The following is a 23,711-nucleotide window of genomic DNA, read 5'->3' as shown; positions in this document are numbered from 1 at the left end:
CCGCTCATGGATCGTCACCCAGAGCCTGAAAGGAAGGGGTCGACTGCCGGGCATATCGGTAGGCGGCGGTCATGGTGACGGTTGACGAGGGCGGGCTTCACGCTGTCGTGGTGAGCGCTGCCAGTCACCATGATCGCTCCGGAGTCTGTATCGAGTCTTTGCCGGGAGTCCGTGGGCACCACCGCGATGCCACGCGAAGCATTCGGCTCAGAACATGTCGGTGCCAGGCTGCATAGTCAGCGCTCCTGAGTCGGACGGAGTACCGATGTCGGAGCGCTTCTGGCTCGACGTGCCATACGCCGAGAAGGACGCGGCCAGGGCCGCGGGTGCCCGATGGGATCCCGACCAGCGTCGCTGGTATGCGCCCCAGGTGGCGCTGCTGCCGAAACTGGTGCGCTGGGAGCCCCGGATACCGGAGCTCCTGCCCGGGGAGGACCGCAGCTTCGGCCAAGGCCTGTTCGTCGACCTGGTGCCGTCGACCTGTTGGTTCACCAACGTCCGCAGCTGCGTCGAGGCAAGCCAGTGGGACGCGCTCCGGTCCATGGTCTACCGGCGGGCCGGCAACCGCTGCGAGGCCTGCGGCGCTCCGCGCGGCCGCGACCGGCAGCGCCTGGAAGCCCATGAGCGCTGGGAGTACGACGAGACCAGCTACACCCAAACGCTGCGGCGCCTGATCGCGCTGTGTTGGTCTTGTCACCGGGTCACGCACTTCGGCTTCGCCGAGGTCACCGGCACGTCTGCCGAGGCCAAGGCCCGACTTCGGGCGGTGAACGGCTGGTCAGCCGTCGAGACTGACGCCCACATCGACCGGGCCTTCGCACTCTGGGAAAGGCGGTCGGCCCATACGTGGCGACTCGACCTCAGCACTCTGACGAACGCCGGCATCAAGGTGGTCGAGCCCCCTGGTCCCGGCTGCCGGGGTGAGGAGAGCGCAGCGCGCCTGGCGATCAGGAAACCGCTCCTGCCCGGGGCGGCACAGGGTGAACATGGCAGCCACGCCGCCGCGTCGTACCAATACGACGCCGAAGGCCCCTCCGGACCCGAGCCGCCCCGCACGAATCTCTCGGCGCGTATTCGCGGAGCCCTGACAGGTCAGTAGCGGCCAGGGCCACCTGCACCAGGTGCCGGGGTGCTGCTCCGCGCACACCGGGAGCCTGCGATGGCCTCGGCCACGTTGTCGGCGTGGCTGAGCAGGCGCTCGCCGGGGCCGGGCGCTCGAGCGCGCTCGGCGTAGAGACCGGCGAGGTGGCGCTGACTCGGAGCTGCCGGGGACGCGGCGCGGTTGACCGCGGCGGCGAGGCTGCTCGACAGGGCAGTGGCCGAGGTGAGGGCGTGACCGAGGCGGTCAAGATCGGCGCCGCGGGCCTGTACGCGGCGGCCGGCGATGACGTCCCGCACCCGATCCTCGGGCATGTTGTCCATGCGCGGTAGCTCGCGGGCGGCGGCGTAGAGCCGACCGGTGCGAGACCAACGGTCGACGGCCGCGACGAGTTGGTCGGCGAGGATGGGAAGCTGGTTGGTCACCTCCTGGACTGTGCGGGTCAGGCGCGGGAGTGCTCCCCGGTCGCGGAGGGCGCTGAGGTCGGCGCTGGACCCCAAGTCGTTGCGCAGCGTCTCGGCGAGGGTGCGTGCCCAAGGAACGACGCCGTGAGGGTCAGTGGGCCGGGCTCGGAGGCCATCCTCAAAGGTCATGCTGATCCGGCCCGTGAGTTCCCAGGCGACGGCTGTCAGCAGGGGCCGCATACCTTCGTCGCCCGGCGCAGCGGCTACGACGGACGCGGCGCAGTCGCTGGAGATTTCGGCGGCGGCGACAGCGGCGCGGAAGTCGCGCAGGGCCAGGCCGTCGGTGCGCATGGCTCGGTCCAGCGCCGCAGTGAGCGCCGCTGCGGCATCGACGGCGGTCAGCTTCTCGCCGGCTCGTGGGAGGCCGGACACCGGCACCAGGCGATCGAGGACGGCCGCGCCGTTGGCCGTCGGCGGCTCGGCCTGGGCGTCGCGCTCGACGGCGGCGGACAGTCTCCGGACGGCGGTCAGCTCGGCGACCGCAGCCTGCGGCAGCAGCCGGTGCGCCAGCCGGGCGCAGTGGTCGGCAGCTTCGGCAAGTTCGACGGTGACCGCCCAGCGATGGCCGCGACCCATGCTGGCGCGGTCGCGGCCGATCACGTCGGCGGCGGCGCCGGCCAGGTCGGTCAGCGGTCCGCCGGTGCGCGGCCACAGCCGGCCCACCGTCGTGCAGGCTGCGGTCAGCTGGGCGGCGGTCCGCTGCCGGCGGCTGACACCAGCGGTGAGCCCGTCTTGGGTCATGCCGGCGAGGGCGCGACCGAGGTGGGCCAGCGCTCCGCTGACGTCCTCGATCGGCGCGACGGTGGTCGGCGCCGCGGTGCGTTCAGCGAGCGCGTCGAGCAGCTGCTGCAGGCTGGTAGCCATGATCAACGCAGCTGTCGCAGGGCGCGGCGGGCTGCGCGGGCCGCGTCGATGACGTAGCGAGTCGCGAAGGTCTCCCGTTCCACCAGGCCGAGCGCGCCCATAGCGGCGCGGATGCTGGCGCGGGGGTCGTCGTCGACCAGCGGGACAGGTTCTGCGTGCCCACCGGCCAGCTCGAGAAGCTCGGCGGCCTGCATGCATTCCAGGGCGATGTGTGCGGGGACTTGCTCTCGGTCGGCGCCGACGGCGTCGAGCAGGGAGGCGGCGTAGCTGAGCGGGTCGATGCTCGCGTCGACGGTCACGGCGGGTCTCCTTCGCTTGATGGGCTGAGCCGAGGCTGGGGTCGCCGCGGCCGGGAACTGAGATGCCGCGATGGATCTGTGGATCCCCGGACGGGCTGTGCAGGACCGGTGGTCCGGCCGGCGATGTGGCCTGGGCCGCCGTCCGCATCGGGGCCCGGCAGCGCGGCCGGGCAGTCGGCGAGCAGTCGCCAGTGCAACTCCCGCGCCGGATGCCGGTCGGGCAGCGGGGCAGCGGGGCGGCGGCGAGGGCGGGCAGCCGGGCGGGGACGTCGTAGCCGGCGGCCGCGGCGCGGGTGAGGGCGGCGGACAGGGGCCACCAGTCCGAACCGAGCAGAAGACGCGGGTCGATCCGTTCGGCGACGGCCGCCCACGCCGAGCTCCCGGGCTCGCCGTCACCGACGACCGGCTCGCTCTCGAGTTCGGCCGCGATGCGCACGATCTCTGCCGCAATAGACCGCCGCCGGGCCGCGGTCGCGGCGTCGAGCCACGCGGCCAGCAGCTCGGGAGTGTGTCGGGTCATCCACTGCCGGCTGACCCGCACACCGCCGAGCAGCGTGACCCAGTCGCGGTCCGAACGGCTGGTGCGGGGAGCATCGGTCACGGGACATCTCCTTCGTCGCCGTCCGGGGTAACCGCGTCCGGTGCGCTGCGAGATGGCTGCTCCCCGGTGTCGGCGTCGAACCAGCGGTGCCGCTCCGCAACAGCGGACGGGGTGCGGTAGTCGGCGTCCCAGGAGCGGGCGGGCCAGTCGACATGTCGACCGGGTGGGCAGCCCAGACCCTGTCGCTCGTTCAGGCGGGCGTAGAAGCCGGGCAGGGCGTAGCGGTGCCACTCCTCCATCGGATGGGGAACCGTGGCATCGGCCGCCGCGGCCCGCGTGCACGCGAGGACCGCCAGCTCGCGGACCAGTGCCGGGTGGGCCGGCCAGCAGGAGGGGACGACGTGCGTGGTCTGCCAGGCGTAGGTGCAGTTGAGCCAGCCGGCGACGTCGTCGATCCACGACCACAGCTCCCTGCGCACCTGGGGAGAGCAGGTCGCTGGGTCCCACGGCCGGTCGAGCAGCCCGTAGGCCGATGGCTCGAGCCCGGACAGCTCGGCCTGCCGCAGCATCTCCAGCGCGTGCCGGACCCAGCGCGGCGGTCGCGGAAACGGGGGCGCCAGGAGGATGTCGGTCACGACAACTCCCAACTCGCGCTCGTGGTGCCATCACCGTCAGCCGTCGCCTCGGAGGGGCGGCGGACGCGCTCCCCTCCCCCGGTGCCGCGGCGGCGGACGGCCATGACCCGGTCGCGGGCGGCCGCCTGGGCGGCCAAGAGCGCGGCGCCCCGGCGCCCCGTGAGGCACCGGGTCAGACGGGCGATCAGCGGCGGCGCGTTCTCTGCAAGCACCAGCGCCCGACCGGGCGGCAACAGGCGGATCTCCTCCGGCCGCAGCACGGGGGTGTCCTCGCCGTGGGTGGACCGCGCCCAGCCGGCTCCCCGGTAGCTGTAGGAGGAGCGGCGCACGCGGGTCCGGCCGATCAGCTCGGAGAGCTCGCGGTAGAAATCGCCATCCTTGCCGCCGCCGAAAGCGATCACGACGTTGGTGAGGCCGAACAGGGCCCGGGCCTCGTGCTCGCCGTAGAGCAACACGAGCTGCCGCCAGGTCTGGGCGGCATAGATGTAGCTCACGCCCAGGGCCCGGTCGTTGGCCATGCGAGTGCGCAGTGTGGGCAGCGGCGCGGTGGACGGCAGCTCGTCCAGACAGGCCAGCAGCGGCGGGCACAGCCGGCCGGTCCGCGAGCTGGCCGCGAGTTGGAGCGCGGTGTCGAGGACGTGCTCGGCCAGCGCGGTCAGCAGCGGGGACGCCGAGGCGTAGGGGTCGTCGCGGCCGAGCAGGTAGACGGTGCCGCCGGCAGCGAGGAGACCGGCAACCTCGGTGGCCGGCCGGCCCGGCCCGGGAGTGCAGCGGCGGCGGATGTCGGCCTGGAAAAACAAGGCCAGCGCCTGCTGCACGGTCGTGGCGGTGTTCCCGGCGGTGCGCGGGTCGCCCTGCAGGGCGCCGTGCAGCAGCCCGTCCCACAACGGCGCGGCCTGCGGGTGGCCCCGCAGGATGTCGGCCGGGGCAGTCGCGGCCTGTGGATGGGCCGCCCACTCGAGGACATGCTCGACGGTGCCACCGGTCAGCGCGGCGGCGTGGAAGTAGGCCTGCAGCACCTTGGCCGCCTCAAAGGCGTAGAAGCGGGCCGCGCCATCGGAGATCCCGCCGGTGACCGCGCCAGCAACCGTGCCGGCGGTGAACGCCTTGGCCCGTCGCTCAGCGACCATCGGATCTCCGCAACCGGCGACCGGGTCCCACACCAGCTCCGGCACGCCCGGGACCGAGCCGAACGGGTCGCACACGGCGACCGGCCGCCCGCCGTCGGCGCGGGCGTCGAGGGTGAGCAACAGATCCTCGGCCTTGGTCAGCGTCACCAGCGCCGCGCCGGGCGCGTCCAGGAGGGCCGGCGCGAGCAGGTCCAGGGTCTTGCCCGAGCCCTGCGGGCCGTAGATGCCGGTCGTCCGGTCGAACGGCACCCACAGCTCTCCCCCGGCGGGGACGGCGCAGACGCCCAGCCTCCAGCCCACGGCGTGCGGCTCGGCGGACCGCCGCGCTCGACCAGCGGAAGCGGGCAGGTCGGGCCGGACCACGGCAGCGGCGCGACGCAGCCGGGAGCGGCCGAGTACCTGCTCGACCTGGCTGCGGTCGGCCATTCCGGTCGGCGTCCCGAGCACCCGCCGTCCGGCCCAGACGGCACCTCCGCTGGCGCCGAGGAAGGCGACGAGCAGGACGCCGACGACGGCGTAGACGGCGAGGGTGCCCGGCAGCGCCGCCACTTGAGTCGCGTCGAGGCCGGTGTCCGGATCGCCGATCAGCAGGCCGCCGACCGAGGCGGCCAGAGCGGCGCCGTCGGTCGGCCACACCCAGCCGCCGCCCGCGAGCACGGCGGCGACTCCGCGGCCGACGGGCAGCAGCAGCGCGGCGGCGGCCAGCCAGGCGAGGACGGCTGCAGCGGGAACCTCCCAGCTCGCCGGGCCGACGTCGGCCCGGGCGCCGACGCCGGTCATCGCCGCCGTGCCGTACATCGTCCGGTGCATGGCTCCTCCTGTGGGCCGGGAACGGGGCGGGAGCAGGTCAGCCCGGGTTGGGCGCATGTAGGTCGACGCCGCGATCGGCCAGCCACGACACCGGGTCGACCGGCACGCCGTCCTGGTGGACCTCGAAGTGCAGGTGGACACCGGTGCTGTTGCCGGTGGATCCCTGGAAGCCGACCAGCGTCCCGGCGCTGACGTGCTGGCCCGACGCGACTGTGTAAGCGGAGAGGTGCCCGTAGCGGGTGGTCACCCCGCCGCCGTGGTCGAGCTCGACGAGGTTGCCGTAGCCGGTCAGCCCCAGCCCGCCGTCACGGTCGCAGTAGGCGCTGGTGCACGCCGCGCTGACGACGGTGCCGGCAGCGGCCGCATAGACGGGGCTGTCACGGGGGCCGGCGATGTCCACACCGGCGTGCAGGGTGCCCCAGCGGAGCCCGTAGCCGGAGGTGACCGAACCGGCGCTGGGCCTGATCCACGACCCGGCGGCCACCGGAACGCCTGGGCAGACGCCGGACACCGCGCCGCCGTGATTGGCCGCGAGGACCTGGGCGGTCGGCCACAGCATCGCGGTCAGCTCGCGGGCAAGTGGCTCCCAGCGGGCGTAGGCGGTGCCGGCCGCCGAGACCTGCACCGTCTGGGCTGCCCGGGTGAGCGGGATCGTCCGCCAGTTCGACACCTCGACCAGCCGGGCGTAGAAGGCAGCCGCGGCGTAGGCGGGGTCCATGAGTTGTGCGACGGTGCCCCAGCCGGCGATCCAGCGCTGCTGGAAGGTGTTGACGCTGTCGTGGTCGGAGCCGAGGCCGTCGTGCGCGTACTGGAGGCTGGTGGCCGTCACCGCGGCCTGTTCGGCGGTGAGTTCGGAGGCGCTGCCGTCGTTGGCCAGCATCCGGATCCGGGACTCCTGGTAGGCGGTGGCCAGCGCCACGGTGGCCGCGTAGGAGTCGAATCCCTGCGTCGCGGCGACGTTGACGATGGTCTGTGCGTGGCCCATCTGGACGGCGTCCAGTTCGACGCCGGCAACGGTGGCGCCGGTGCCGCCAATCGAGCAGGCCGACGACGCGGCCGCCGTCCGGGTCTCGGGGGCCGCAATGACCGCCAGGGGTACGAGCAACAGGGTGAGTCCGGCGAACAGCGGGACGGCGGCTGGTGCAACGGCCCTCCACAGCCATCTCTTCGCGTACGACCGTGCGATGGACTCCGCTGTCTCGATCATCGCGGGCCCCCGCCGGTGAGGGCCTCGTTGGTGTAGGTCAGCCGCAGCTCGGGCTCGGTGAGGACGGTTTGCACCTTGAACGCCCGGTCCCCGACCAGCCACAGGGCGCGGCCCTTGCCTGCGATCGCCCAACCGGTGACCACGCGTTCGGCAATGGGGGTCAAGCCGAGCAAGGTGCCGAGCTCGTCACCGACGGCCTGGTCCTGCCCGTGCAGCACCTTGACGTCGCACAAGTGCAGCAGGTCTCGGGCGATGGCGACCGCCTGCGAGGTCGCGTCGCCGGCGGTGAGCATGTCCGAGGGCTTGTGGGCCAGCAGGATCTGCACGTCCGCGTCGCGGCGGGAAAGCCGCAGGTTGGCGTCCAGGCTCTTCATCGCCTCAGCGCCCAGGCGCATCTGCCGCCACGTCTCGTCGCGAATGACGATGCGCAGGTCTCCGGGCTCGGCGATCTCCCGCATCGCCTGGCCCCACGAGTTCAGGCAGGTCAGCGCGATGCCAACGGCCTGGTCGCCGAGCGGCTCGAGCCGGGACAGCGACAGCGACTGAATCGGGGCGCGCCAGTCGACGGCGATGGTGGTGTGGTCGTCGAACAGACCAGCCAGGGAGCCCTTGACCAGGGAGCCGAGGGCGTCGCGCAGGGCGCGGGTGGCGTCGAGGAAGTGCCGCCGGTCGGCGTAGCGGCAGCCGGCGACGAGTTCGTCTGGAGGCTCGTCGAGTTCCCGCCACAGCTGTGGGATCGTGGGCTCGCCCAGCCGGGTGGCGCCCGAGCGGTAGCCGGTGAGCAGCCGCAACGCTTCTCCGACGGCGGTCTCCTCCACCGGGCCGAACGGCACGGCCTGCGAGCCGACGAGGCCGCGCAGCAGCACCAGCCACCTGGCGAACAGGAGCGCCTCGCGGCGGCGGGCCTCGGCGGCATCGAGTCGGTCCCAGCCGTTCCCGAGTGGGCCGAAGGCCAGCGGGTTCACCCGGGTCGGCAGGCCGTGGCCGATGACGAACGGCTCCACGCCGAGTGCTCTGCAGAGAGGCTCGTACTCGTCCTTGGTGTCCCCGAGGACGAGGGTGCGGTAGCCGTAGGCGAGCATCCGCAGCGCGAAGGCCTTGACCGTGGCGGACTTGCCGCGCCCAGGCTTGCCGAAGACGACGACGTTGGGGTTGGTGACCGGAATGTCGTCGTCAGTGACCCAGCCAACCGGGTCGCAGTAGAACGCCCCGCCCGACAGCAGGTCGAGTCCCATCTGTGCACCGGTGGGCGGCAGGCCGGAGGTTGCGATCAGCGGCCACACCACCGGCGTCTGTTCCGAGGTCATCCGCCACACCGACAGCGGCGCCAGCGCCGCCGCCCGGCCACGACCGCGGCCGCGCGGGCCGCGGCGGGGCACGGATACGGGAAACGGCCCCCGTTCCCTTGCCGCGGGCTCGACCGCGGGCACGGCAGGCAGCCGGTGCCCGAAGTCGTCGAGCAGGACGGCGACGTCCCGACCGCGGCGGGAAGGACGGCTCACCGTCGGCCCCTGCGGTCAGGCAGCCCGACGCCGAGGGGAAGGGCGGCGGCGGCGAAAGCGGAGTCCTGCGCCAGGTCCAGCCGCAGCGGCACGAAGCCGGCGGCCCGCACCGAGGCCGACAGCCGGCGACCGTGTTCGACCACCGGCCACGTCGCCGGCACGGTGACGCAGGCCGCCGCGGAGACACGCACCAGAGCGCGGCCGGCGGTGAGCTTCTCTTCGGCGGCGCCGACCCGCTCGGTGTCCCGCCGCTGCCGGGCCCGCTGCCGGAAACCCATCCGGGCGCGCATCTCATTTCCGGTGGTGGCGCTCATCTGCTCGCGACTGACTAGTCGGGTCGCCCGGGTCAGGGGCAGCGGGTCGAAGAACACGGACAGGCAGCGCCGCTCCCCCGCCACCGTCGGCACGAGCACCGGGGACAGCGCGCCGAGCACCGCACCGGAATCGGGCAGCAGGATCGTGTCGGTCACCGACGCCCACGCGTCGTGCAGGTAGTGCCGCACCTCGGCGCGCGCCACCGTCGGGCCCGCGGCGGCCATCGGCACCCCGGTGGCCAACTGCTGCCCCGACGCGGCCGCCAGGTCGGCAGCGACCAGTTCGCCACGGTCACCCGGGGCGAAACTGGTGCGGATCGCGGCGGCCAGCTGCGCGGAGTCCAGCCACGACACCGTCGTGCAGCCGACCGGTCCACGCAGGGCGGCCTCGACCTCGGCCATCACCGAGTGCAGGACCCGGGCTCGCCCGTCCACGCCCCCGCCGGACTCCCTCGCCGCCCGGGCGATCCGTCCCTCGCCGACCACGACGGTGACGAACGCCTCGGTCCGCACCGCGGCCGGCGTCAGCGTCGCGCCCAGCAGCGCGTTAACCCGCGCGGCGAGCGTCGGCGCGTCGGGGTGGGCGTGAGCGCGCTCCCAGGCGGCGCGCTCCGCCCCGTCGTCGGGCACCGTGCGCACCTGCAGGGCGAGGACGTCGATCAGCTCGGTCCGGGCGGCGAGCTCGCACAACTCGGCCAGGCCGGCGCCCATCCGGTCCCGCTCACCCGCCTCGGCGAGCCCGATGCCGGGATGGGCGATCGACGCCACCGCCGCCCAGGTGCGTGCCGCGCGGTTCTGCACGATCACCGGCCGGGTGAACAGCTGCCCGAAGGGTGGCCCGTCGTGAGTGCGGATGCCGGCGAGGACCCCGGGCAGATCGGCCTCGGACAGGTCGTCGGCGGTCCCCGCGCCGGCTCGAGAGCCGAACACCGTCCAGCCCATCGCGCCTCCGATCGCGTGCAGACAGAGGTCGCCGAACCAGCGCCCGGCGGCACGGCCCCGGATGGGCACCAGCAGAACCGCGGCCAGCAGCGCCCACACCGGCAGCCAGCCGACGAACAGCCCCCACGCCTGGCCGTTCAGGGCCAGCAGCGCCGGAACGCCGGCGAGCGTCACCAGGGCCAGCTGAGTGCCGGTCATCCCGAGGAACCAGCCGGAGACGTCCTTGGCGTACTCGTCGTAGCGGTGCGCGCTCATGCGGCACCGTCGTCCGCATGTGAATCGCCCCGCGCCCGCGGAGCGGGAGAGTCGGGCCTTGCATCCCCGCCGCGTGCGGCGCCGTTGGCCCGCTCAGCGGGCCAGCCCGCAGCCGCTGCGCCGTCGTCGGCGACGGATGACCACAGGGGATCAGGCATCAGAGCGTCAGGGCCGTCCTCGTCCAGACGCGGCGAGGCGCCGGGCTGTCGTGAGGACGACGTTGCGCGAGCGTGTCCGTTTCCTGCGGCGGGAGCCCGGCCACCAACTGACTGCCCGTAGTAGGGGGCGGTGTGTCCGATACCAGCTCCGGAGAGCACGTCGGCCGCCGAGGCGGCCACCCCAGCGGCCAGACGACCGGCCGTGGAGGTGCCGGTTGACACCGCGCGCAACGCGCCGGCGAAGCGACCGCTGGTAGCGGCGTCGGCGGTCGACTCGCCCTGCGCTCGGTCCCCGGCCAGCTGTGCCGCGGCGCCCGAGCCGGCCACCCCACCCGAGGCCGCGACAGCGGCGCCACCCGCAGCGCGACCACCTCCACCACCGAGATTGCCCAGTGCGCTCATGACTCCGCCGGAGGCGGCCAGTGAGGAACGCAGAGCCACGCCGCTGGAGGTGCCCGGGTCCACGAACGCCAGCAGCCGGAACAGCGCCAGCGGACAGATCGCGCCGAGCAGGATCAGCAGGCAGCCGACCACCGCCATACCGACCGCAGCCTCCGTGCTGGTCTCCTCGGCTCCGGTGATGATGCCTTCGGTGATGGTGACGCCGACTCCGAGAACGAGGACGGCGACCGGCGAGACCAACAGCGCGGCGAGAAACCAGCGCAGGCTGCGCCAGAACCACGCGCTCGAGGTCTGCGCAAGCAGCCCCCCGGCCGAGATCGCCGAGGTCGCCGCCAGCACAATCAGAGCCGCCTCACGGACCAGCATCAGCAGCAGGTAGCCGACGCTGGCTGGCACCAGGAGGAAGATGGAGCTGACTCCGAGAACGGTGGCGACCGTGCCGTCGACCATGTCGCGGCCCACGCTGATCGACGGGTCGAAAGCGGCCAGGGTGTCAATACCGAGAAGGCTGCGCAGCAGGGCGGTGGTCAATCCGGAGACGCCGGTGACCAGCAGCGCCGCCACGCCGACGTAGCCGACCCAGACCAGCCCGAACTGAAGCAGGCCGATGAGCAGCCGGCCCAGGGTCTGCCCGTCCCGGCGCGCCGCCGCGACACCGAGCTGCACCATGGCCATCAGCGCCGCGACCGTGGCGCCGATACCGAAGGTAACCGGATAGACCCCAGCCAGCGGGCCGCCGGCGGACAGGTCGGGGGTGGCCAGTGCATCGATCACCGAGAAGGCCAGGCCCAGCAGCCACAGCCCGGCCCCCCACAGAGACAACATGGCGCTGATCCACACGTCGGCGACCACGGCTCCGGCCGCCTCGCCGATCACACAGAACGGGTTGATCGGCAGACACGGCAGCGAGCCGTCGTCCGCAGTCGGAGCCGTCGGGAAGGCCAGCACCGCCGTGTCTGCCCAGGCAGGAGCGGCGGTCGCCAGCCAACCCACCGCCGCCAGCAGGAGCACGACCGAAGCCCTCCGCCGGACCCAAGGAATCCGCCGTCGCGACTGCGGCCTAGACATGGTGCAGGTCCCGCCAGCCAGCCGCGATCGCGGTGTCGGTACCCGGCCAAACCGACGGTGCCGGCGCCGGCTCCGGCCCGGGGCCGATCACCCACCGATCCCCGGCCCATGACATGCGCTGGCAGTCGGCGATGGCGATCCGCGAGGTCTGCTCGACGGTGACGGTGAACTCGAGGTTCACGCACACCACGACGAACAGCGGGCCCACTGATCCCTTGATCAGCCCCATCACGGGTCGGACAACGATGGCCAGATGCGGCGACCCGGCACCGGACAGCCCCGCCGCCGACAACAAGGTAGCCATGCCGGCGGCACCGGACCACGTCTCCGGCGTGGGCCCGCCCAGGGCGGCCCACTCGGCGATCACCCGCCGTACGCCGTCCATCGAGCCGCTCTGCATCGCCGTCACGTCGATTGCAGCCAGCTGCGCCAGGGCACCTTCGGGAGTGCGCGGAAAGCCGGTAGGCACGTCAGCCGGGCCGTCGGCCGTTGTACGCGGCAACTCGATGACACCCGCCGCCTGTCTCGACAACGAACCTGGGAGCGCGTCGTTCGGGTCGGCGGTGGGCATCGGCGTCGCAGCCAGCGCATCCTGCAGCGACATGTGCGTCGAGGGCGCTGCTCCGTGTCGCGCGGCGTCCGTTGCGTTCGGCTTCTCCTGGGTCAGCACCCCGACGACGGCGAGAACCACGCCGGCCAAGACCGCCAGCGCCACGAGGGCGGCGAACACGACCAGCGCGCGAAGTCGAGCAGGTCCCCACCCCGGGACACCGCTTTCCGGGACGTCTCGGCGCCGGCGCATCACGTGCACCCACTGCCGGTGATCGAGTCCAGGATGACGAGGATGACCGTGTAGGCGATGGCCACCATCACCACCACCGCGACGCCCATCGCCCCGTACCGGGAGGCGTGCGGATGGGAGAAGATCCGCCCGACGAGGATCGACCCGAGGGACACGACCGCGCCGATGCCGATGAGCGCCAGCACGCCCCACTTCACCCAGGCGGTCACGTCGTCGGCGAAGCCCTGCATCCCGGGCGGTGCGGCTGGGCAGACCGCCGCGGTGATCTCCGTCGGCGTCGCAGTCGCCGGCCCGGCATCCAGCACGAGGAACCCCGCGAGGACGAACACGACGCTCAATGCCGCCCGCACCGCCACAGCGGTCCTCCTGCGTCCGATGGTCACGGGGTCTCCCCCGCCAGGTCCAGGAGCGCGGCCAACGACCGGCCGGCGGCCGCCACTGGCTTCGGCAGCCGGTCGCCGGTCAGCCCGGCAATCTGCAGTCGCCGGTCGATCGGCACCGGAACCACCTGCCCGCGCGATCGCAGCTCACCAAGCCTCAGACCGCAGCTGACCTCCACCAGCCGCGGCCAGCGAGCCGAACCCACCGCGGCGACCACCGCCTCGCCGTCGACGGCGGCCAGCACCTGCTCGGTTTGCCGGACCGCCGGCACCGTCACCCGGGTGACGACCACGATCGGGGTGCCGACGAGCGAACCGGCTGAGTCGAGCAGCGCACAGGTGAGTGACCAACCCGCATCGACCACCGCGAGTCGACCCGCGTCGTCGATCTCTGGAAGCGGAGGGAAGTCTCCGCCGGTTGGATGCCGACTCAGGCGGACGACGTCGAGTCGACCGCGGCGACCGCGGCGCCAGGCGCCGTCGGCGCCCAGCTCGATGGCCGGGGTCACCGCCAGCCCCGACCGGACCGGCTCGGCGTAGTCGACCAGCTGCACCCGCTGGGTTTCCGCCAGCCCTTCGGCGACTGCCAACGCGACCGTGGAAGCTCCGGCCCCGGCGTGACCGGCAACAACCAGGACGACCGGGCCGCCGGCGTCGAATGCCGCGCAGGGGATCGACATGGCAACCGGCCGGGAGGTGGTGCCGGGAACCGCAGCGCGTGACGCCCTGTCTCTCCAGACGACGTCGGGATCGTTGACGTGGTCGAAAAGGCCCGCGCGGATCGCGATGACGGCCCCGCGCATTGCCTCGATCGTCATCGGCTGTGGCTGACGGGAAGTCAGGGGGTCGGCGATGGCCGTCGAGCCCGACGGCGGCGCGTCACAGCTCATCCGACCGCGCGATCGTCCCCGAGGCGAGGCTGAGGTCTGCATGCGCCGACCGTGTCGTCTGGGCCTCTAGAAGTCCTCCAGTCCGTACTGGAGAACGGTCCCCGGCCCAGGTCAGGTGTGTGCCGGCGAGGCGGGGTGATGAGGGGACGGTCCCCTCGGCCTACGACTGGAGGAGTACTGGAGAACCACGCCGTGCGCCGGCGGATGCCGGCCCTCGTTCCGGTTTCGGTCAGGGACGCTGGGCGCCCTGCCGTGGAGCGCCTACGGCGCGCCGCGGCACCCGGTGCTTGTCGAGTACGCGGCGGACCGCGGTTGGGGAACGGTCGATCAGCTCGGCGATCTGCCGCAGCGAGCGGCCGGCGGCGTACTCCGCGAGGACGAAGGCCTCCAGCTGCTCCTGCAGCCGCTGGCTGGGCACGGTGCCGCTGCGGGCCGTTCCGGCGAACGCGGGCAGCGGGCGCAGCTGTGGCCGCGGCGGATAGGGCATGGCTGGATCAGTGCCGGGCCGGCCAGGCGATCAGCGGTCCCAGCCGGACATTGGCGTCTGCGCCTTGAGCGGCCGGAGCGCAGTGATCGTGGCTGCCGGCGGCGTGCGCCAGCGCGGCGAGCACGAGGCCGAGTGTGCGGCGGTCCAGGGCCACCGCAACCTCAGCAAGGTCGACCGGTCGGCCGTCGGCGAGGCTTACGGCCACCCGAAGTACCGCCAGCCCCTCCGGGCTTCCGGGCAGCCGTCCATCGGCACGAGCATCGTCGAGCTCCGCCCACTCGATGCGCGCCCACAACTCCCCGCCGACCGGCTCGGCCTCCACCGTGATCATCCCGGCGGCGCGCAGCCGAGCCAGCCAGTACCCGTCGTTGGCGAGCAGCAGCACTCCGGCCTCGGCGGCGTAGTCACCGACCGCGGCATTCAGCAGCGCGACCTCTACCTCGTCGAGGTCGAGGTCGGCAGCGATCGGCTCGATGATCACCAGCGTCTCTCCTTCCATCCCGAGGCCCCAGCGCCCCCGAGTGTGATCAGCCGGTACGACACCTCGACCTGCCGGAGAAGGTCCCGGACGCCCCAGACTGCGGTCCGCGCAGGTTGGACGCTTCCCTCGATGTGGTGGATGCAGCCGGCCGCCCTCATGAGGCACGGTCGAGGAACCTCCGGCGGGCGCGGTTGATGGTCTCCGCGGTGCTCATGGGCAGGTCCATCTCGTCCTCACCGTCGTGGACGGCCACGATGCGAGCGACGTAGGTCTCGGCTTCGGCGCGGTTGCCCTGGTGGAAGGCCACCCACATCGCATCGAGCAGCACTTGCTCGTCGTCCGGCGCTACGAGAAGGGCGGTCGCCGAGGCGGTGCCGGCGGCGGCCAGGTCGTCGCCGGCGAGGGCGGCCGTGACCACCTGGTGGGCGACGTCGGAGACCGCGGCGATCAGGGTGAGGTCCAGGCCATCCAGCCACTCGTACCCGGCGGGACGCTGCGCGAATGGCGGCCCGGACACCAGCTGAAGAGCGGCCAGCAGGTCGGGCAGGCCGTCGTTCCCGCGTACCGCGGCGCGGGCGCGTAGCTGGCGGAACAGGTCGACGTCGACGAGCACGTCGGTCAGCGTGTAGCGGCCGCTGTGGCCGGAACTGAGGTGCTTCTCGCCGGTAGCCGGGTCGGTGCCTAGCCAGGCGCGGGCGCCGGCGGTGACCCGGTGGACGTAAGCGCGGGCGCTGACCGGATCGGTCCTGCCGCCGCGGGCCGGCTGCAGCGCGGTGGCGGCCTCGTCGGCGGTGGCGCCGTGCGGACGCGTGGCGAGGTAGGCGAGCGTCTCCTCGTAGCGGCGTCGTAGCCCGGACCTCGCCACGGCCGCCTCATCGCCGTGCGCCCGCAGGGTGACCGGTCCGAGCACGGTCAGCCGCGGCCGGGCGCAGCCGGGTGACCACCAGTCGGCGAGGTCGCGGTCGAGTTGCTCAAGGTCGTCCTCGATCCGGCTGCGCAGGTCGGGCGCCGCCGAATACCCCGACTCCCCGCCTACATCGACGGTCGCCGACGGCGTCGCGGTGGAGGTCTCGGTCGGACCGGACCTCGTCGAAACGCGTACCGCGGGAACGGAGGGTTGGTCTCGGGTCGGCAGCGGCGAGGGGGCGTGGGCTGATGGCCGGGTCGTGTCCGGCCCGGATGCCTCGTTGCGGAGCGCGCCGGCGGCGTCGGTGTGCACCTGCCAGGGGCGGTCGCCGTCGGCAGCGGGGATGGATTGGTCTGCGGTGTCGCGCTCGAAGGCCAGCAGCGTGCCGATGTCGCGGGCCTGCTGGGCGGTCAGCTGTGGGGCCGGCAGGTGCAGCCCGAGTGCCGGCACGAGCAGCGACCCGTCGTCGGTCAGCGTGATCAGCCACTCGTCACTGACCTGCGTCGGCTCGACGCCGAGCACCAGTGCAATCGGGGCACGCCGCTCCCGGATCCCGAGGACCTCGGCGGCCTCCGCCAATGCACCGTCACGGTCACGCTGGGATGGGGCGAGGACGACCTGGGGCATCCAGCCGTCGCCCGCGCCAGCCTGCAGCCGCCCGTCCAGCACGTCGTCTGTGTCGCGCTCGACCGCTTTCCGAAGGACGGCGTTCAACCCGGGGTCAGTGGCGGTGTCGGTCGCGTGGACGCGGTGCGGTGCCAGGTCGAGCAGTTCGTCGCCGAAGCCGACGCTGGTGACGGTGAGCAGGTCCGACCATCTGTTGACGGCCAGTTCGGCGGCAAGGTGCCGGGCGAAGTCCGTGCGGCGATCGGTCGTTCCGGTCAGGTACACGACACCGAGGCGTTCCAGGTCCAGCAGCCAACGGCCTCCGCCGTCGGTGCCGATGCTGACCAGTGTGGGGTACGGAGCCAGGCGAGCCCTGGCCACTTCGGGAGCGACACCGGTGTCCCGGTCCAGCTGGAGGGACCACCAATGGTCGGTGTCGTTGGCGGTCCACGGTTCGGGCGGCGGACGGTCGGCCGGGGCGTAGAGCCGCAACTCGAGCCGGCCGCCGTGCAGTCGGGCGGCGACGACGTCGGGCAGGGACGCCTCGGGGTCCTCGGAGATCCGGACGGCGAGTCCGCGCAGCGCCAGGTCGAGCGAGGCGTAGTCCGCCGTACCTGCGTCGGCCGCTGAGGTGACCACCTTCTGCCTGGCCGACAGCCCCTTCGGGAGGGGAGTCAGCCGTCGGCCAGGACGGCGGCGGCGCAGCCGCTGGCGGCGGAGCGGCAGCCACGCAGCGCCCACACCTGCGGCGAGGAGTGCACCGGTACCCGCGAGAACGGCCGCCAGTTCCGCCAAGAAGTGGTCCCCATCGGAATCGACGGAATCGGCATCGGCTGCCGACTGCCCCGGTCCTTCATGTGGACTCTCCGATGTCGGCGAAGGGGCCGGAGTCGGTGTGGGTTCCGTCGGCACGGGTGTCTCGTCCCCATGCGGCGGGGGTGGCGGCGACCCCTCCGCCGGCAGTTCGGGAGTGGCCGGCGGAGGGGGGTCGTCGGCTGCCGCCTCTACGGGTGGTACGTCGAGGACCTGGCCGGGGAGGATCAGGTCGGGATCGGTGAATCGGCCTCCGTCGGGAAGCGGTTCGCCAACATTGAGGTCGAAGATCGGCTGCCAACCGTCCAGGCCGCGCTGCTCGGCGATGTCGGCGAGGGTGTCGCCGGGTCGCACAGTTACCTCCGCGGCAGTTGCTCCTGTCTCGGGAAGGGTGGCGTCGGGCGGGAGGACTAAGAGCCAGCCGGGGCGGATCAGCCCCGGGTCGGTGAGATTGGCGCCGTCGGGCTGCGGGCGGCCGCGGTTGAGCTCGAGGATCTCTTCGAAGCGGGTCCAGTCGCCCAGATAGCGGGCTGCGATGCGGCCGAGTGTGTCGCGCGGCTGCACCGTGTAGGTGGGACCGCCCGAGACGGGTGCGGGTGGCAAGGTATCCGCCGGTGGGGCGGGCGCGGTCGGCGGCTCCACGTGGCCGACCGGCTGTTCGGCGACGAAGGGCGGGCCGGCCACCGCCGGGGCGGCCAGCAGGGGTCCGCTGCCGACACCGAGGACGGCGGCGACGAGCAGGCCGGCCAACTGTTGGGGGGCGGTCAAACCGGGTAGCCGCAGCGGCGGCAGGCCCCGCAGTTGACTGACGAGCTCGACGGCCACCGACAGCGCGAAGCATGCCCAGGCGGTCCAGCCGATCACGACGAGCATGCCGAGGAAGACGCCGCCGGTGTCGGGTCCGCTCAGCGCGGTGGTCGCCTGCGCCCAGGAGGGCAGTTCGTCGGGCAGATACGCGCCGCCGAGCTCCCACAGCGCGACCGGGACAACGGCGACGGCGGCCGTCAACACCAGGAGGGCGAGCAGCCGGCGCAGCAGGTCGAGTGTCCGCGGTGGCGTCGTCATGGGCCCGCTCCCCCGATCTGGCCAGTGCCTGCGACAAGGTCGGCGGTGCCGGAGCCCTCCACGGTGAGGGTGGAGATGCCGATCAGGCCCAGGAAGGTGGTGGGCTGACTGATGGTGGTGGTCACGTGCAGGGTGTCGCCGTCGACGACGGTCACCGCGCCCTGCACGTCGTTGCGGCCCAGGTAGGCCTGGGCGGCGGCGACGGCCGCGACCGGGTCGACGCGCACCTGTCCGGTGAGGGCGGCGGAGACGTCGAGGGCCTGTCCGCCGGCGCGGGCAGCCTCGTCGGCGATGGCGTTGGCGCGCTGGGTGGCGGCCACCTTCGCGCCGCCGTCGACGGCCAGCCCGATGATGAGCAGCAACCCGGGGATGAGCACGGCGATGAAGACGCTGATGGCGCCGCGCTCGCCGTCCGGCCGCCGGTGGCCGTGGTAGCCGGTCATCGTTCGCGGTAGGCGTCGACGGGGCTGATGAAGGAGGCCTCGACGGTGACCGAGCCGGGCAAGCCGGGGGCCAGCAGGTCGGCCATGCCGACCACGCAGGTGATCGACACCGTGACGTCGCCGGGCTGGCCCAGTGGGGCCTGAAAGCCGGCGGTGTCGACGTCCACCGTGGTGCGTTGGCAGCGCAGGTTCTGGGCGGCCAGCGTGCGCTCCGCCTGAGCACCGGCCAGCGCGGCGGCGGCGGCAGGGTCTCTTGCGAGCGAGGCATCCCGGGCGGCGGATCGTGCCGCCTCTTGAACGGCACCCTTGGCAATCTGGGTGCGCCCGGCGACGGCGGCGAACAACAGCAGCAGGAGCAACGCCGGGGCCAGCAGCGCCAGCTCGACCGACACGGACCCCCGCTCCGTAGCTCGAGCGCTCATGGCGTGAGTCGTTCGACGGGCCCGACGGCGGTCTGGGTGACCGACCAGCCAGACAGGCCGGGGAACAGGCTGAGCGAGGTGCCGGTCACCGTCACCTCGATGCTGCTCGGCGAGCCGGTCACGTTCACATCCCGGCCGGTGAGCAGGTCCTGTGCGGTCTGGTCGAGAAAGCCCTCAGCAGCCGACTGGGCACGGCCGGTCGAGGCGGGCTGCAGCCGCCCCTCCCGGGCGCCCTCCTGAGCAGCACCCAGGGCGATCGAGCGGGCGTAGAACCACAAGGCCGCCTGGATGAGGGTCATCACCAGCAGCAGCACCACCGGGAAGACGACTGCCAGTTCCACCGACGCCGCACCGCGCTCCGACATCCGCGGGCGCACCACGCCGCCCGCCTGGCTGCCCTCAGCAGGGCAGGGCCGGGACACGGCCGCAGGGCCACACGGTCTGGCGGGGTGAGCCACGGCGGGCTACTGGATCTGGCCCGACCGAGAGGTGACCGCGTTGGCGATCACCGCCACGAGGGCGACGGCGATGCCGATCAGCGCCACGGTGATGATCACCTGTTCGACCGACAGCGAGCCCCGTTCCGGCTCGTCACGGAGATGGCGCAGCCGGTCACGCAGATGCGCGCCGACGACGGTCAGGACAGTGAGCAACGAGGTCATCGGTGCTCCTCTCGGGTTGGGGTCACCGGTCAGGTGGCCATCAGACGGGCCAGGGCGGGATAGAGGAACAGCAACAGAAAGGCGATCGACAGCAGGGCGACGGGGGCAGTGAGCTTCTCGCTGGCGGTGTTGGCTGACGCCTCCTCCTCGGCCAGCAACTGCACCCGCAGCGACTGCGCCCGAGCACGCAGCGTCGGCGCGATCGACGCACCCTCCTGGGCGGCGACCGCGGCGATGTCGGCAACGTCGGCCAGCTCGCCAATACCCGTGTCAGCGGCGAGTCGGCGCAGGCCGTCCCACGGCGGATCGCCGGCCAGCCGGGCGGCGACCAGCGCGTCGGTGATCCGCCGGAACACCCAGCCCTCCCCAAGGGCGGCGGCCCGCTCCAGGGCGATGGTGGGACCCTCGCTGGCGTCGCGGCGCAGGCTGACCAGATCCAGATAGGAGCACAGCGCCCGGCGCATCTGCCCGCGCGCCTCCGCGGCCTGGTCGCGGACGACCAGGTCGACGACGAGGAACAAGACGGCTGCCAGCGCCAGCGACCCGGCCACCGGCACCATCACCGGCAGCCGGACACCGGTCACGCCGAGCACGGCGACGAGCAACGGCACGAACACCGCGCCGAAGGCGGCCAGGCCGACCTTGCGGGCGGCGTAACCCTCCGGCGTCCAGCCGATCAGCGCCACCGCCTGGGACGGCGCCCGCAGTCCGGCGGCGGGCAACCGGGCCGCGGCCCAAGCACCGGCGCGGCCGGCCGCTCGCGCCCACCGGTCGCCTCCCTCCGGCATCGGCACGACCGGTATTGGGGCCGCGCGCCCGTCGAGGCGTGCCAGCGCGTCGGCGAGCCGCGGCTGTTCGACCACGAGAACCGCACGCAACAGCAGGAACGTTCCGAATCCAACGAGCGCGCCGGATCCGATCAGCAGCGCCTGGGTGCCGCTCACCGGACCGGCATCTCCGTCGGCGCGAGACCGGAAGCCCGCTCGCTGCGGGCGGCATCGACCAGGAAGCGGGGCAACGGCGCAGGTGCGGTCAGCCGGCGCATCCACAGCAGGCAGGCGACGATCAGCCCGGCGATAGCGGCCAGTACCAGCTGCCCGACCCCCGTGCCGTAGGGAGCCAGGTAGTCGCCGTTGAGCGCGGCCAGCCCGGACGCGGTGACAGTGATCAGCAGCAGCCAGCGGGCGTTCGCGCGGGGCTTGGCACGGTCGGCCTCGACCTTGCGACGCATGGTGACCTCCTCGGTGAGGCTTCCCGCCAGCTCCGTCAGCACCCGCGCCAGCCCCGGCCCGCGCAGCTCCGCACCGAGCAACAGGGCGGCGACGACCAGGTCCCCGGCGGCGTCGTCGAGGTCGTCGGCGAAGGCCAGCAGCGCCCGGGACGTAGGCCAGCGCGCCTGCAGCCGCGCGGCCAGCGCCGCCACCTCTGCCGCGATCGGCGCGGGCGCGGTGCGGGCCGAGCGAATCAACGTCTGCTCCAAGCCGCCGCCCGCAGCCAGCACGTCGGAGGCGCGGCGCACCCACTCCTGAAGCGCCTCCAGCCGCTCCACAGCGGCGTTGCCGCCGGAGAACTGCGCCAGCAGCCACGGCACACCGATCACCGCCAGCCCGGCCAGCAGGCCACCGACCGGCCAGCCCGAGGCCAGCCACACCACAGCCGCCGCAACGGCGGCGGCCACCCACAGCGCCCGCTGCCGCCGCACCGCCGGGCGGTCGGCCCCCGCCGTCGGCCGCGGCCGGCGGCGCCGCGGCCGAGCCGGCGGCTTGGGGGCGGTGAGCGCGTGGGCGGCCAGCAGCAGGCCGCCCACCAGCAGCGCCCCGCAGACGCCAGCAAGCAACCCTGTGCCGCTCATCGTCGTCCCCCAGCGACACTCGGCCAGTCGCTTCGGCCTGCGCGGAGCCAGTCCGGATCGAAGCCGACCCGGACATAGTCGGCCAGATCCACCGGATCGTGCTCCGGCACGGCCCGTCCGTCTGGCCCAGGAACGAAGAGGTCAGTGACGGCCGGGCGCCCGCCCTCCCCGATGCCGTTGCACTCGAGGACCTGGCTGACGAACCGGTGCCGTTCGCCCCCGATCCACCGCTCGTCCACGGTGGTGATGTGCACGATCAGGTCGATCGCCGCCGCGCAGGACCGGTAGGCGTGCTCCGGGGTGACCGCGGCGCGGCCGCGCATACACAAATTGGCCAGCCGCTCGAGAGCGTGGTGGGCTGAGCGGGCGTGCAGGGTGCAGGCCGAGCCGCCCTCCCCCGCCTCCATCACCTCGATCAGCGGCCATGCCTCCTCGCCGCGGACCTCCCCCAGCCACACGCGGCTGACGTTCATGACCAGCGCCTGCTCGACCAGCTCGGTCAGCGTCACCTCGCCGAGGCGGCGGCCGTCCGGGCCGCGCTCGCCGGTGCCCTCACGGGCCTCGAACGGCACCACCCTCGGATGCCGGTCGGGCAGCTCGTGCAGCAGCAGCTCGAAATGCTTCTCGATCGTGGCCAGGTGCTCCTTGACCGGCAGCTCGTTGGCCAGCGCCCGCAGCATCAGCGTCTTGCCCGCAGCCTGGGCGCCGGTGACGACGATGTTCTTGCGCGCCCGCACCGCCGCCCGCAGGAACTCGGCCAGCGGCCGGTCGATCGCGCGCAGGCCGACCATGTCATCGAGGTCGACGTTGCGGATCCGGTGTCGGCGGATCACCAGCTGGGGTCGCGGCACCGTCTCGATGACTGCGGCCAACCGGGAGCCGTCCGGCAGGCGCATGGTGAGCAGCGGACTGGCTGTGGTCAGCGTCCGCTCCGCGCGGCCCAGCCGAGCGGCGATGTGCTGCAGCTGCCGCACCATCTCTTCGTCCGAGTCGGCGATCGGGTCGACGCGGACGTCTCGGCCGTCGGCGTAGCCGATCCACACGTTGTCGTGCCCATGGGCCTCGATGTTCTCCACCAGCGGGTCGTCCACGTAGGGCTGCAGCCGGCCCAACCCGAACTGGGCGGCGAACACCGCCTCAGCGATCACCTGTTCCTCGGCCGGCGTGGGAACCACCTGCCCGGCACGCATCCGCTGCCGGACCAACTCGTCGACGCCGTCCTGGACGAGCGTGCGGGCCAGTTCCTGCTGCGCCACCGTGCTGAGGGCCGGGCGGCGCTTGAGCTCCTCGGCCAGGGCCGTCGCCGTCGCCTCGTGCAGCCGACGCACCAGCGTCCAGTCCACCGCCAGCGGTGATGCGTCCGCTCGTCGAGGCACGCTGCCCGCGCTGAGCAGGTCGGTGTCGAGGTCAGCGGACACGGCTGCCGCCGAACGTGGTCGTGGGCGCAGCCACGGGCGCCGGCGGTGGTGTCAACCTGGATTCATGCGGCGCAGCCAACTCGACCAACCGGGTCGCGACCGTCCGGGCGGCTCGTAGCAGCGGCGACTGGGTGAACAGCCGGCCCGCCGGCGCGCCGTCGCTGAGCACTGCCGCCGCCTTCGGATCCCGCGGCAGCGAACCGACCGAGGGAACGCCGAGTGCCTCGCTGATCTCTCGCTCGCCGTAGGGCTCCCCCGGCCCGATCACCAGCGTGCCCAGCATGCCTGGGCACGCTTCCCGCTCTCTCAGTTCGGCAATTGCCTGCGTCGCCGCATGTACGGCGCGAAGCGTGGAGCCGGTGGCCAGCACGACGGCGACAGCCCGCTGGACCACGGCGGCCGGGAAGTGCTGAGCGCGCAGCCGCCCGCAGTCCGCCACCACGTCTACGGCGCCGTCCTCCATCGCCGCCAGCACGGCGGCCAGGCGATTCCAGTCCATATGTCGGGCGCTGGCCGGGTCGGCGAGGCCGGGTAGGAGCCGCGCACGTCCCTCGCGGTCGAGCCGCAACAGCTGACTGTCCAGGTGCCGGGCCAGCCCGCCGCGCCGCGCCGCGAGCTCCAGGTCGGCGAGCCCGCCCGCGAACGGCTCGCCTCGGCCGTAGCCCGGCAATACGTCCCCGCCGCCCGGATCCAGCTCGGCCAGGACCACCGGACGAGGCCATGACAGCGCCAGAGCCAGCCCGCTGGTGGTCACCCCGGGTGCGCCCTTGGCCGAGCACAGCGCGATCAACAC

The 23,711-nt window shown here is 73.1% G+C and carries 23 protein-coding genes; 1 reads left to right on the top strand and 22 read right to left on the bottom strand.

Annotated elements, in window-relative coordinates; genetic code table 11:
- The first annotated feature begins 265 nt into the window (after nucleotides 1–265).
- Nucleotides 266–1,099: a DUF5710 domain-containing protein gene (locus AC2H4J_RS09450; protein ID WP_487464607.1), complete on the top strand. Its 834-nt coding sequence runs from the start codon at nucleotides 266–268 to the stop codon at nucleotides 1,097–1,099.
- On the opposite strand, the gene AC2H4J_RS09445 is transcribed toward AC2H4J_RS09450, so the two are convergent.
- The 22 genes from AC2H4J_RS09445 to AC2H4J_RS09340 all read right to left on the bottom strand — a co-directional run bounded on the left by AC2H4J_RS09445 (nucleotide 1,093) and on the right by AC2H4J_RS09340 (nucleotide 23,711).
- Nucleotides 1,093–2,427 (bottom strand): hypothetical protein, encoded by a 1,335-nt coding sequence (locus tag AC2H4J_RS09445; RefSeq protein WP_487464606.1) that lies wholly within the window; start codon nucleotides 2,425–2,427, stop codon nucleotides 1,093–1,095. The two genes, AC2H4J_RS09450 and AC2H4J_RS09445, sit on opposite strands and share 7 nt — an antisense overlap.
- A gap of 2 nt (nucleotides 2,428–2,429) precedes the next feature.
- Nucleotides 2,430–2,726, bottom strand: a complete 297-nt coding sequence (locus AC2H4J_RS09440; RefSeq protein ID WP_487464605.1) for a hypothetical protein — start codon at nucleotides 2,724–2,726, stop codon at nucleotides 2,430–2,432.
- A 597-nt stretch (nucleotides 2,727–3,323) separates the two neighbouring features.
- Nucleotides 3,324–3,902: a hypothetical protein gene (locus AC2H4J_RS09435; RefSeq protein WP_487464604.1), complete on the bottom strand. Its 579-nt coding sequence runs from the start codon at nucleotides 3,900–3,902 to the stop codon at nucleotides 3,324–3,326.
- Complete coding sequence (locus AC2H4J_RS09430; RefSeq protein WP_487464603.1) at nucleotides 3,899–5,842, bottom strand: type IV secretory system conjugative DNA transfer family protein; 1,944 nt, start codon at nucleotides 5,840–5,842, stop codon at nucleotides 3,899–3,901. Before AC2H4J_RS09430 ends, AC2H4J_RS09435 begins: the two co-directional genes overlap by 4 nt.
- Nucleotides 5,843–5,879: 37 nt before the next feature.
- On the bottom strand, nucleotides 5,880–7,049 hold the full coding sequence (locus tag AC2H4J_RS09425; RefSeq protein WP_487464602.1) for a M23 family metallopeptidase: 1,170 nt from the start codon (nucleotides 7,047–7,049) through the stop codon (nucleotides 5,880–5,882).
- Nucleotides 7,046–8,551, bottom strand: coding sequence for an ATP-binding protein (locus tag AC2H4J_RS09420; RefSeq protein WP_487464601.1), 1,506 nt, complete (start codon nucleotides 8,549–8,551; stop codon nucleotides 7,046–7,048). The genes AC2H4J_RS09425 and AC2H4J_RS09420 overlap by 4 nt, the downstream gene beginning before the upstream one ends.
- A complete protein-coding gene (locus tag AC2H4J_RS09415; protein WP_487464600.1) occupies nucleotides 8,548–10,062 on the bottom strand; it encodes an SCO6880 family protein in 1,515 nt (504 codons plus the stop codon). Before AC2H4J_RS09415 ends, AC2H4J_RS09420 begins: the two co-directional genes overlap by 4 nt.
- Entirely contained in the window at nucleotides 10,059–11,633 is a 1,575-nt protein-coding gene (locus tag AC2H4J_RS09410; RefSeq protein ID WP_487464599.1) for a hypothetical protein, read from the bottom strand. The genes AC2H4J_RS09415 and AC2H4J_RS09410 overlap by 4 nt, the downstream gene beginning before the upstream one ends.
- A gap of 49 nt (nucleotides 11,634–11,682) precedes the next feature.
- Nucleotides 11,683–12,420, bottom strand: a complete 738-nt coding sequence (locus tag AC2H4J_RS09405; protein WP_487464598.1) for a hypothetical protein — start codon at nucleotides 12,418–12,420, stop codon at nucleotides 11,683–11,685.
- 71 nt (nucleotides 12,421–12,491) lie between these two features.
- Nucleotides 12,492–12,875, bottom strand: a complete 384-nt coding sequence (locus AC2H4J_RS09400; protein ID WP_487464597.1) for a hypothetical protein — start codon at nucleotides 12,873–12,875, stop codon at nucleotides 12,492–12,494.
- Nucleotides 12,872–13,690 carry a hypothetical protein gene (locus AC2H4J_RS09395; protein WP_487464596.1) on the bottom strand — a complete coding sequence of 273 codons (819 nt, stop codon included), beginning with the start codon at nucleotides 13,688–13,690 and terminating at the stop codon, nucleotides 12,872–12,874. Before AC2H4J_RS09395 ends, AC2H4J_RS09400 begins: the two co-directional genes overlap by 4 nt.
- A 301-nt stretch (nucleotides 13,691–13,991) precedes the next feature.
- Nucleotides 13,992–14,249, bottom strand: coding sequence for a helix-turn-helix domain-containing protein (locus AC2H4J_RS09390; protein WP_487464595.1), 258 nt, complete (start codon nucleotides 14,247–14,249; stop codon nucleotides 13,992–13,994).
- A gap of 7 nt (nucleotides 14,250–14,256) precedes the next feature.
- On the bottom strand, nucleotides 14,257–14,730 hold the full coding sequence (locus AC2H4J_RS09385; RefSeq protein WP_487464594.1) for a hypothetical protein: 474 nt from the start codon (nucleotides 14,728–14,730) through the stop codon (nucleotides 14,257–14,259).
- Between the two features lie 154 nt (nucleotides 14,731–14,884).
- Nucleotides 14,885–18,121, bottom strand: coding sequence for a LysM peptidoglycan-binding domain-containing protein (locus AC2H4J_RS09380; RefSeq protein WP_487464593.1), 3,237 nt, complete (start codon nucleotides 18,119–18,121; stop codon nucleotides 14,885–14,887).
- Entirely contained in the window at nucleotides 18,118–18,564 is a 447-nt protein-coding gene (locus AC2H4J_RS09375) for a TadE/TadG family type IV pilus assembly protein (protein ID WP_487464592.1), read from the bottom strand. The genes AC2H4J_RS09380 and AC2H4J_RS09375 overlap by 4 nt, the downstream gene beginning before the upstream one ends.
- Nucleotides 18,561–18,956: a TadE/TadG family type IV pilus assembly protein gene (locus AC2H4J_RS09370; RefSeq protein ID WP_487464591.1), complete on the bottom strand. Its 396-nt coding sequence runs from the start codon at nucleotides 18,954–18,956 to the stop codon at nucleotides 18,561–18,563. The genes AC2H4J_RS09375 and AC2H4J_RS09370 overlap by 4 nt, the downstream gene beginning before the upstream one ends.
- Nucleotides 18,957–18,982: 26 nt before the next feature.
- Nucleotides 18,983–19,366: a TadE/TadG family type IV pilus assembly protein gene (locus AC2H4J_RS09365; RefSeq protein WP_487464590.1), complete on the bottom strand. Its 384-nt coding sequence runs from the start codon at nucleotides 19,364–19,366 to the stop codon at nucleotides 18,983–18,985.
- An 84-nt stretch (nucleotides 19,367–19,450) separates the two neighbouring features.
- Complete coding sequence (locus tag AC2H4J_RS09360; RefSeq protein WP_487464589.1) at nucleotides 19,451–19,648, bottom strand: hypothetical protein; 198 nt, start codon at nucleotides 19,646–19,648, stop codon at nucleotides 19,451–19,453.
- 29 nt (nucleotides 19,649–19,677) lie between these two features.
- Nucleotides 19,678–20,592: a type II secretion system F family protein gene (locus tag AC2H4J_RS09355; protein WP_487464588.1), complete on the bottom strand. Its 915-nt coding sequence runs from the start codon at nucleotides 20,590–20,592 to the stop codon at nucleotides 19,678–19,680.
- Complete coding sequence (locus tag AC2H4J_RS09350; RefSeq protein WP_487464587.1) at nucleotides 20,589–21,500, bottom strand: type II secretion system F family protein; 912 nt, start codon at nucleotides 21,498–21,500, stop codon at nucleotides 20,589–20,591. Before AC2H4J_RS09350 ends, AC2H4J_RS09355 begins: the two co-directional genes overlap by 4 nt.
- Entirely contained in the window at nucleotides 21,497–22,918 is a 1,422-nt protein-coding gene (locus tag AC2H4J_RS09345) for a TadA family conjugal transfer-associated ATPase (protein ID WP_487464586.1), read from the bottom strand. Before AC2H4J_RS09345 ends, AC2H4J_RS09350 begins: the two co-directional genes overlap by 4 nt.
- On the bottom strand, nucleotides 22,908–23,711 hold the full coding sequence (locus AC2H4J_RS09340) for a CpaE/TadZ family protein (RefSeq protein WP_487464585.1): 804 nt from the start codon (nucleotides 23,709–23,711) through the stop codon (nucleotides 22,908–22,910). The genes AC2H4J_RS09345 and AC2H4J_RS09340 overlap by 11 nt, the downstream gene beginning before the upstream one ends.

The sequence above is a fragment of the Blastococcus sp. OS1-29 genome, assembly GCF_057628075.1.
The sequence above is the reverse complement of the archived record's forward strand: the minus strand, read 5'-3'. Positions and strand labels throughout refer to the sequence as shown.